The 7,273-nt window shown below is 73.0% G+C and carries 9 protein-coding genes and 1 pseudogene; 6 read left to right on the top strand and 4 right to left on the bottom strand.

The features are described 5' to 3' along the window. Both CHF15_RS42435 and CHF15_RS42430 read right to left on the bottom strand, forming a co-directional pair. Nucleotides 1-223: pseudogene (locus tag CHF15_RS42435) on the bottom strand (RNA-guided endonuclease TnpB family protein); the annotation flags it as partial. 179 nt (nucleotides 224-402) lie between these two features. Continuing rightward, nucleotides 403-1,047 (bottom strand): DUF2238 domain-containing protein, encoded by a 645-nt coding sequence (locus CHF15_RS42430; RefSeq protein WP_089229303.1) that lies wholly within the window; start codon nucleotides 1,045-1,047, stop codon nucleotides 403-405. A gap of 166 nt (nucleotides 1,048-1,213) precedes the next feature. Here CHF15_RS42430 and CHF15_RS42425 point away from each other — a divergent pair, with 166 nt between their 5' ends. The 5 genes from CHF15_RS42425 (at nucleotide 1,214) to CHF15_RS42405 (ending at nucleotide 4,557) form a co-directional block, all read left to right on the top strand. Beyond that, nucleotides 1,214-1,687, top strand: coding sequence for a carboxymuconolactone decarboxylase family protein (locus CHF15_RS42425; protein ID WP_089229300.1), 474 nt, complete (start codon nucleotides 1,214-1,216; stop codon nucleotides 1,685-1,687). Nucleotides 1,688-1,713: 26 nt separating this feature from the next. Beyond that, nucleotides 1,714-2,637, top strand: coding sequence for an RNA polymerase sigma-70 factor (locus tag CHF15_RS42420; protein WP_089229299.1), 924 nt, complete (start codon nucleotides 1,714-1,716; stop codon nucleotides 2,635-2,637). A gap of 90 nt (nucleotides 2,638-2,727) precedes the next feature. Continuing rightward, a complete protein-coding gene (locus CHF15_RS42415; protein ID WP_089229298.1) occupies nucleotides 2,728-3,306 on the top strand; it encodes a GNAT family N-acetyltransferase in 579 nt (192 codons plus the stop codon). Nucleotides 3,307-3,329: 23 nt separating this feature from the next. Further along, entirely contained in the window at nucleotides 3,330-4,232 is a 903-nt protein-coding gene (locus tag CHF15_RS42410; protein ID WP_089229302.1) for an EamA family transporter, read from the top strand. Between the two features lie 88 nt (nucleotides 4,233-4,320). Next, nucleotides 4,321-4,557, top strand: coding sequence for a hypothetical protein (locus tag CHF15_RS42405; RefSeq protein ID WP_089229297.1), 237 nt, complete (start codon nucleotides 4,321-4,323; stop codon nucleotides 4,555-4,557). Nucleotides 4,558-4,623: 66 nt separating this feature from the next. On the opposite strand, the gene CHF15_RS42400 is transcribed toward CHF15_RS42405, so the two are convergent. Next, nucleotides 4,624-5,118 (bottom strand): PaaI family thioesterase, encoded by a 495-nt coding sequence (locus CHF15_RS42400; RefSeq protein ID WP_089229296.1) that lies wholly within the window; start codon nucleotides 5,116-5,118, stop codon nucleotides 4,624-4,626. Between the two features lie 94 nt (nucleotides 5,119-5,212). Here CHF15_RS42400 and CHF15_RS42395 point away from each other — a divergent pair, with 94 nt between their 5' ends. Continuing rightward, nucleotides 5,213-5,680 carry a winged helix-turn-helix transcriptional regulator gene (locus tag CHF15_RS42395; RefSeq protein WP_089229295.1) on the top strand — a complete coding sequence of 156 codons (468 nt, stop codon included), beginning with the start codon at nucleotides 5,213-5,215 and terminating at the stop codon, nucleotides 5,678-5,680. A 330-nt stretch (nucleotides 5,681-6,010) separates the two neighbouring features. Here the strand turns inward: CHF15_RS42395 and CHF15_RS42390 are convergent, their stop codons facing one another. Beyond that, nucleotides 6,011-7,111 carry a PucR family transcriptional regulator gene (locus CHF15_RS42390; protein ID WP_089229294.1) on the bottom strand — a complete coding sequence of 367 codons (1,101 nt, stop codon included), beginning with the start codon at nucleotides 7,109-7,111 and terminating at the stop codon, nucleotides 6,011-6,013. Nucleotides 7,112-7,273: the final 162 nt, after the last annotated feature.

Genomic DNA, 7,273 nt, shown 5'->3' with positions numbered 1-7,273 from the left:
CCTTCTTGATCGTACGTATCGCTGCCTGGGCACCCAGCCCAGCGGCCTTCAGGTCCGCATAGACGAGCTTCTGCAAGCCGAACTTCGAAAACTCCCGCTTGGTGAAGGCAACCTCGGCAGCCCGGTCAGCGCCGGCGTTGCATGCGTGCAGCGTCGACCGCAACGCGACCGCCTGCTCGGCGGTCGGCAGCAGCTTGGCTTGCACGACAATCTTCACGCCCACGACCAGTACCGTATTCGGCCGGACTGACAATCGCCGCCGATGATGGCCGACTTGAGGCGCAGCGAGGTCTGGGCATTTCACGCCCAGGCGTTCAGGAGCCGATTCCTCCCGGGGCTGAAGCCCCTCGGCAGAACACGGTGAACGACGACCCCTGAACCGGCCCCGCGCCCCTCGGCCCGCTACCCGGCGCCGCGCGGCGCGAGGACGTCCAACTGCCGGTCGTGCACCCTGCCGAGCAGGAGCAGCGCCAGCACGGAGCCGACCAGGGCGCAGAACATGTCCCACTGGGTGTCCCAGACGTCCCCCTGCGTGGCGAGGAACGCGTCCGCGGCGTCGCCGCCGATCAACGCGGCCCACCACTCCAGCAGTTCGAAGAACGCGCTGAAGGCCATGCACGCGCACACGGTCAGCGGCGCGAGCCACCTGCTGCCGCGCAGCGGCGAGGTGCGGACGAGGATCTCGCGGACCAGTACGGCGGGCACGAAGCCCTGCATGAGGTGGCCGATCCGGTCGTACGGGTTGCGCGACAGGTCCAGGGCGTCGCGCAGCCACTCCCCGAACGGAACCTGGGCGTAGGTGTAATGACCCCCCACCGACAGGACCAGGGCGTGCAGTGCGAGCAGCGCGCACAGCAGCCCGGTGAGCGGGAACCTGCGGCGCAGGGCGACCGCGAGCGGCAGCCCGATCATGATCCAGAAGGTCTCCAGCACCCATGTGCCGCGGTCACGGGGCTGGATCCCGGACACCACCAGGGCTGCGAGCGCGAAGGCGGCGGCCGCCACGGGCAGGCCGGCACGCCGGACGGGGACGGTGAGGTCTGTCATGCCCACCAGGGTCGCGAGGTGCGGCACGGGGGCGCATGAGTACGGCTACTCAGCTTCGAGACGCAGCTCACACAGGGCCGTGTCACTGGGCCGCGGGCTGTCTCGTCCCAGGGGGTGAGTGCGTGGACGACCACGGACGCCGGGCACGACACCTGAGGAGCACACCATGGACGCGCGACTGGACTACTTCGCCGACCCGACCGCGGGCAAGGCCCTCAAGCACTTCATGGCGGTGGGCAGGGCCTTCAAGGAGTCGTCCCTGCCCGCCGCGACGCAGGAACTCGTGGCGCTGAGGGTCAGCCAGATCAACGGGTGCGCCGCCTGCATCGACATGCACACCAAGGACGCCGCCGCCGCGGGCGAGAGCGCGGTACGGCTGCACCTGGTCGCGGCATGGCGGGAGACCGCCGTCTTCACCGAGGCCGAGCGTGCCGCGCTGGAATTGGCGGAGGAGGGCACCCGGATCGCGGACGCGGGCGCCGGGGTCCACGACGAGGTGTGGGCGCGCGCCACCCGGCACTTCGACGGCGAGCAGCTGACCGCCCTGGTCCTCCTGGTCTCCTTCATGAACGCGGTGAACCGGCTGAACGTCATCACCCGCCAGCCGGCGGGTGACTACGAGCCCAGCCGGTTCCACTGACCGGGACCGGGGGAAGGGGAGCCGGCGTGAGCAAGGTGGAGGACTTCGAGGAGCTGCGGCCGCTGCTGTTCTCGATCGCGTACCGGATCCTGGGCAGCGTGGGCGAGGCCGAGGACGCGGTGCAGGAGACGTGGCTGCGCTTCGACGCCTCGGCGACCCGGCCGGTGTCGACGAAGGCGTTCCTGTCGGCGGCGGTGACACGCGTCTCGATCGACGTGCTGCGCTCCGCGCGGGTGCGGCGGGAGGAGTACGTCGGGCCGTGGTTCCCCGAGCCGTTGCTGAGCGACCCGTACGAGGATCCGGCGCGGTCGGCGGAGCTCGCCGACTCGGTGTCGATGGCCGCGCTCCTGCTGCTGGAGCGGCTCAGCCCGCTCGAGCGGTCGGTGTTCGTGCTGCGCGAGGTGTTCGGCTTCGGATTCGGCGAGGTCGCCGAGGCGGTGGGGCGTTCGGAGGCGGCGTGCCGTCAGCTGGTGGTCCGGGCGCGCAGGCACATGGAGGCCGGGCGGCCGCGGTTCGCGGCGGACCGCGGGGCACGGCAGGAGCTCGCGCAGCGGTTCTTCGACGCGCTGAAGGACGGCGACGTCGACGCGCTGCGGGAACTGCTCGCCGCCGACGTGCAGCTCGTCGGGGACGGCGGTGGCAAGGCGCCGCAGCTGGCGCGGGCCGTCGTGGGCGCGGAGAACGTGGCCCGGGTGCTCGGCGCTCTCTTCCCCATGCTGAGCCGGGTCGACGTGACGTTCGAGCCGCGCGAGGTCAACGGCCAGCCCGGGGCGATCTTCCGCGACCGGGACGGCAGGGTCCTGCACACCCTCGCCCTCGACGTGCTCGACGGAAGGGTCCAGGCCGTCCGCTCGGTGCTCAACCCCGACAAGCTGGGCCACCTCGGCCCGGTCGCCGACGCCTGGGCCGTCCACCGGGAGGTGAAGCGGGCGCGCCGACAGGTCGATTGAGGGGGCAGTCGCCGGGGCGGCCCGGGCCGGCGGCCGGGCCGGCCCCGGAAACCGTGTGCGCGGGCCGGGAAGGGAACCTACGCTCCGGCCATGGACCTTCGCGAAGAGCTTCCGGGCGACGCCGAGTCGGTGCGGGACGTCCACCTGCGGGCGTTCGGCGGCCACGGGCGGGTCGTGGCCGACCTGGTGGACACCCTCCGCGGGAGCGTCACGCCCGTGGACGGGCTCTCGCTGGTCGCCGAGCACGACGACCGGGTCGTCGGGCACGTCATGTTCACCCGCGGCCTGCTCGACGCCCCGCGGCGGCTGGTCGACGTGCAGGTGCTCAGCCCGCTGGCCGTCCTGCCCGAGCGCCAAAGGACCGGCGTCGGCGCCGCGTTGGTCCGGCACGGCCTGCGGACCCTCGCCGGGCGGGCGGTCCCCGTCGTCTTCGTCGAGGGCGATCCCGCCTACTACTCGCGCCTCGGGTTCCTGCCCGGCGGTGACCACGGCTTCCGCAAACCGTCCCTGCGCATCCCCGACGCGGCCTTCCAGGCGATGACGCTCCCCGCGTACGAACCCTGGATGACCGGCACCCTCGTCTACGCCGAGCCGTTCTGGCGGCACGACGCGGTCGGCCTCCGCGACCCGGCGGCGCCGGAAAACCATGTGCCGCGCGGCGCCCGGTAACCGACAATCCACGCGTGGCCACCATGAACGCCGACGGCACCGAACGGGGCCGGCATCCCCGCCCCTCACTGACCGCGCAGGCCGGGCGCGCCTACGGCGCGATCCCGCCCACGGCGCTGGTGCTGCTCGGCATCGTCAGCGTCCAGGTGGGATCGGCCCTGGCCAAGCACCTGTTCAGCGAGGTCGGCAGCTTCGGCACGGTCGCGTTGCGGCTCTTCTTCGCGGCGGCGGTGCTGACGCTGTTCTGGCGGCCCTCCCTGCGCATGGACCGTCGCACGTGGACGGTGGTGCTCGGCTACGGCGTGACGCTCGGTCTGATGAACCTGTGCTTCTACCTGTCGCTGGCCCGGATCCCGCTGGGGATCGCGGTGACCGTCGAGTTCCTCGGGCCGCTGACGGTGGCGCTGGCCGGGTCTAGGCGCTGGCTGGACGCCTTCTGGGCCCTGCTCGCGGCAGGCGGCGTGGTCCTGCTGATGGAGGGACGCGGCGAACTCGACCCTGCCGGCCTCCTGTTGGCCCTCGCGGCGGGAACCTGCTGGGGCCTGTACATCCTCGTCGGCGCGGCACTGGGCCGCCGCACCGCGGAAGGCAACGGCCTGGCCCTGGGCATGGCCGTCGCCGCCCTGGTGACGGTGCCGTTCGGCGTGGCCGACAGCGGAACGGCGCTGGTCCAGCCGTGGGTCCTGCTCGCGGGGCTCGGCGTGGCGCTGCTGTCCTCGGTGATCCCGTACTCGCTGGACCTGGAGGCACTGCGCAGGATCCCGCCGCGCGTGTTCGGCATCCTGATGAGCCTCGAACCGGCGATGGCGGCCCTGATCGGCCTCGTCATTCTCCACGAGTCGCTGCACTGGTCGCAGTGGATCGCGGTGCTGTGCGTGGTGGCGGCGTCGGCGGGCGCCGCGCGCGAGGCGCGCCCGGACGCGTGAGCCCCGGCGCCGGGGAGCCGCACACGGCCGGCTCACGCATCGCGCCCGGCGACGGTCGTATGATCAGGTCGCGGACTTCGCCGCTCGCATGCTCTCCCGGCTGTCCGCCCCCGACGGCCGGGCCTTCTCGGAGCAGGTGAGTCCCGGCCGCAACAATCCGCTGCCGCTCACTGCCGATCCCGTCGAGGACGGCTACGCCTTCTGCGCGACGCTGACGCCCGACGGGGACGACAACGCGTGCCTCCTCCGCATGGAGATGAATCCGGTCGGCTCCGCCGGGCTTCGTGACCTGTTCGCCGTGCTGCAGGCGTCGTCGGCGCTCTGACGGCGGGGATCGCGTCCGACGCTCCGCCGGAAAACGATTCCCCCCGGCCCCCGGGCCGGTACCCGCTCAGCGCGCGGGGACGGGGAAGATCATGCAGCTGCTCGTCGCGTGGGCGAGGAGGCGGTCCGTGGCGTCGAACAGCTCGGCCTGGGCGAGGGCGGTGCGGCGGCCCTGGTTGAGGACGGTGCCTACGGCGCGGACCTTGCCGGTCTCGACGGTGATCGGGCGCAGGAACTTCAGGTTCAGGTCGAGCGAGGTGTAGCCCATGCCCTCCGGGAGGACGGACTGCACGGCGCAGCCGGCGGCCGAGTCGAGGAGGGTGGCGTAGACACCGCCGTGCACGCTGCCGATCGGGTTGTAGTGCTCCTCCCCCGGTTCCATGGCGAAGACCGCGCGGCCCTCCTCGACCTCCTCCAGGGTGAAGCCGAGGGTCGAGGCGATGGGCGGCGCCGGAAGCCGTCCGGCCAGCACGTCGCGCAGGAACTCCAGACCGCTGGTGCGGCCGACCGCGGCCGCCGAGACCTTGGGGTCCCCCCACTCGAACGTGCGCGACCTCACCATGGGGCGTTCCCTCCCTGACCAACTGACTTTGACATGCGAAGTTAGCCAGCCGCACATCTGGATGTCAATGCCGAAGCCAGCCTACGATGACCGCATGACCTGGCTGGACACCAGTACCGAGAACTGCACGGTGCAGCGGACCCTCGACCTCGTCGGCGAGAAGTGGTCGCTGCTGGTGCTGCGGGACGCCATGAACGGCGTACGCCGCTTCGACGACTTCCGCCGGCACATGGGGCTGTCCGAGGCGGTGCTGGCGGACCGGCTGCGCAAGCTGGTCGCCGCGGGGATCCTTGACACCGTCCCGTACCGCGAGCCGGGCAGCCGTACCCGCAACGAGTACCGGCTCACGCCCAAGGGCTGGGACCTGTGGCCCGCGATGATCGCCCTCAAGCAGTGGGGCGACCGGTACACCGCCGACCCCGAGGGCCCGCCCCTGGAGGTCCGCCACCGCGGCTGCGACGAACCCGTCGAGGCGGTCGTCGTCTGCGCCGGCGGCCATGACGCGCTCGCCCCCCGGCAGGCCTACACCCGGCCCGGCGCCTCCGCCCGCACGCCGGGCTGAACCCCGCCATCAGGTGGAGTCGGCGAGCCCGCCGCTGCGCAGCCACCGTGACGGGCGTCGACACCCTCTCCCCCGTGCCCCCGTGTCCCCCGCCGAGGGCGTCGACGTCCAGGCCACCGATCAGGACGCTCCCCCGGTCCCCGATGGCCTCACGAGCGCGAAGCCGAACGGGCAGGGCCCCCGCCCTCCCCCGCTTCGTGCGGTGGCCCCGTTGTCGGTGCCATGACGATGATGGCAGGACGGTCGGCCCGTACACATTGCCGGTTCCCGGCAGCGTTGACGCCTTGTTGACGGCCTGTTGACGGCGGGGCGCCCCGAACCAGACCGGAACTAGAGCGGCTGGTCGGGCCAGCCGAGCAGGCGCGCGCCCATCGCCGCGGTCTCCAGGGTGTAGCGGTGCAGCGGGTCGCCGGGGTCGTAGCCGGTCAGCACCTTGATCCGCTCCAGGCGGTACGTGAACGTCCGGACGCCGAGGCCGAGCCGGCGCGCGGCCTCCGCGTTGACGTGCCCGGCCTCGGCGTGCGCGGTGATGGTCTCCAGCAGCGGTCCCGCGCCGCCCCGCGCCTGCTCCAGCGGCCCCAGGACGCTGTGGACGAGGTCGGCCATGGCGGCCCGGTCCCGCATCAGCACGGGGAAGACCAGCAGTTCCTCGGCGCGCAGCACGGGGGGATGCAGGCGCAGCCGGTCGGCGACGTCCAGCGCCCCGAGGGCCTCCTCGTAACTGCGCACGATGCCGCTCGTGCCGGAGTGGGTACGGCCGACCGCGACGCGGCGGGCCGCACCGTAGCCGGGGCCGGGGCGCAGCGCCGTGTCGGCGAACGCCTCGAAGACGGCGCGCTCGCCGCCGGGCGCGATGCACACCAGCCGGCCGTCCTTGCCGGCCACCAATACGTCGCGGTGGCCGAAGCGGCCCACCAGTTCCCGCTCGACGCGCCGCACCACGGGCTGGCTGTCCTCGTACGCGTCCTCGCCGCGCGCCACCGCCACCGCGTGCCCGCGGCCCAGCCGCAGCCCGAACCGCTCGGCGCGCTCGGCGAGCCGTCCCGGGTCGCTGCGTCCGTACAGCAGGTCGTCGACGAACTCCCCGCGGGCCGCCTCGTCCTGGCGGACCAGAAGCCGCTGGGCGCGCTGGTGGCCCTCCCCGAGCGCGAGCACCGCGGCGTCCAGGGCGGTCAGCACCGCCTCACCGGCCCGCTGCACCTCCGTGGCGGTGTCGGCGGCCGCCACGCCCCGCAGCGTGCTCCACGCGTCGCGGGTCGCCGCCAGATACGCGCCGATGAGGCCGCGCAGTCCGTTCCCCCCGCCGCCCGCGCGTTCACCGGACCCGCGGAGCGCGTCGAGTTCGTCCCGTCGCAGTCGCCGGCCCGTCGCGGAGACCTCGCCCAGCATCCGCGCGTACGCCTCGAGCTCTTCCCCCGGCACGCCCCCCATGCTCCCGTCTCCCCTCCAGGCACACGTCGTTGCCGTCCCCCGGCAACCTGGACCGTATCAATCCTGCCCGGTCCGGTGATCACCGCCCCCGCGTCGGACGCTGTACCCGATGCGGCCCAACAGCCCTTCCCCGCCTCCGACTTGACGTACGGCCGTTCGAGG

It is taken from the genome of Actinacidiphila glaucinigra (assembly GCF_900188405.1).
Classification (GTDB): Bacteria; Actinomycetota; Actinomycetes; order Streptomycetales; family Streptomycetaceae; genus Actinacidiphila; species Actinacidiphila glaucinigra.
The sequence above is the reverse complement of the archived record's forward strand: the minus strand, read 5'-3'. Positions and strand labels throughout refer to the sequence as shown.

Bases quoted from the DNA above. Each gene is read 5' to 3' on its own strand.
- CHF15_RS42400 (WP_089229296.1), bottom strand. From the start codon at position 5,118: ATGGTGAGGTCGCGCACGTTCGAGTGGGGGGACCCCAAGGTCTCGGCG.
- CHF15_RS42430 (WP_089229303.1), bottom strand. From the start codon at position 1,047: ATGACAGACCTCACCGTCCCCGTCCGGCGTGCCGGCCTGCCCGTGGCG.
- CHF15_RS42415 (WP_089229298.1), top strand. From the start codon at position 2,728: ATGGACCTTCGCGAAGAGCTTCCGGGCGACGCCGAGTCGGTGCGGGAC.
- CHF15_RS42395 (WP_089229295.1), top strand. From the start codon at position 5,213: ATGACCTGGCTGGACACCAGTACCGAGAACTGCACGGTGCAGCGGACC.
- CHF15_RS42410 (WP_089229302.1), top strand. From the start codon at position 3,330: ATGAACGCCGACGGCACCGAACGGGGCCGGCATCCCCGCCCCTCACTG.
- CHF15_RS42425 (WP_089229300.1), top strand. From the start codon at position 1,214: ATGGACGCGCGACTGGACTACTTCGCCGACCCGACCGCGGGCAAGGCC.
- CHF15_RS42405 (WP_089229297.1), top strand. From the start codon at position 4,321: ATGCTCTCCCGGCTGTCCGCCCCCGACGGCCGGGCCTTCTCGGAGCAG.
- CHF15_RS42390 (WP_089229294.1), bottom strand. From the start codon at position 7,111: ATGGGGGGCGTGCCGGGGGAAGAGCTCGAGGCGTACGCGCGGATGCTG.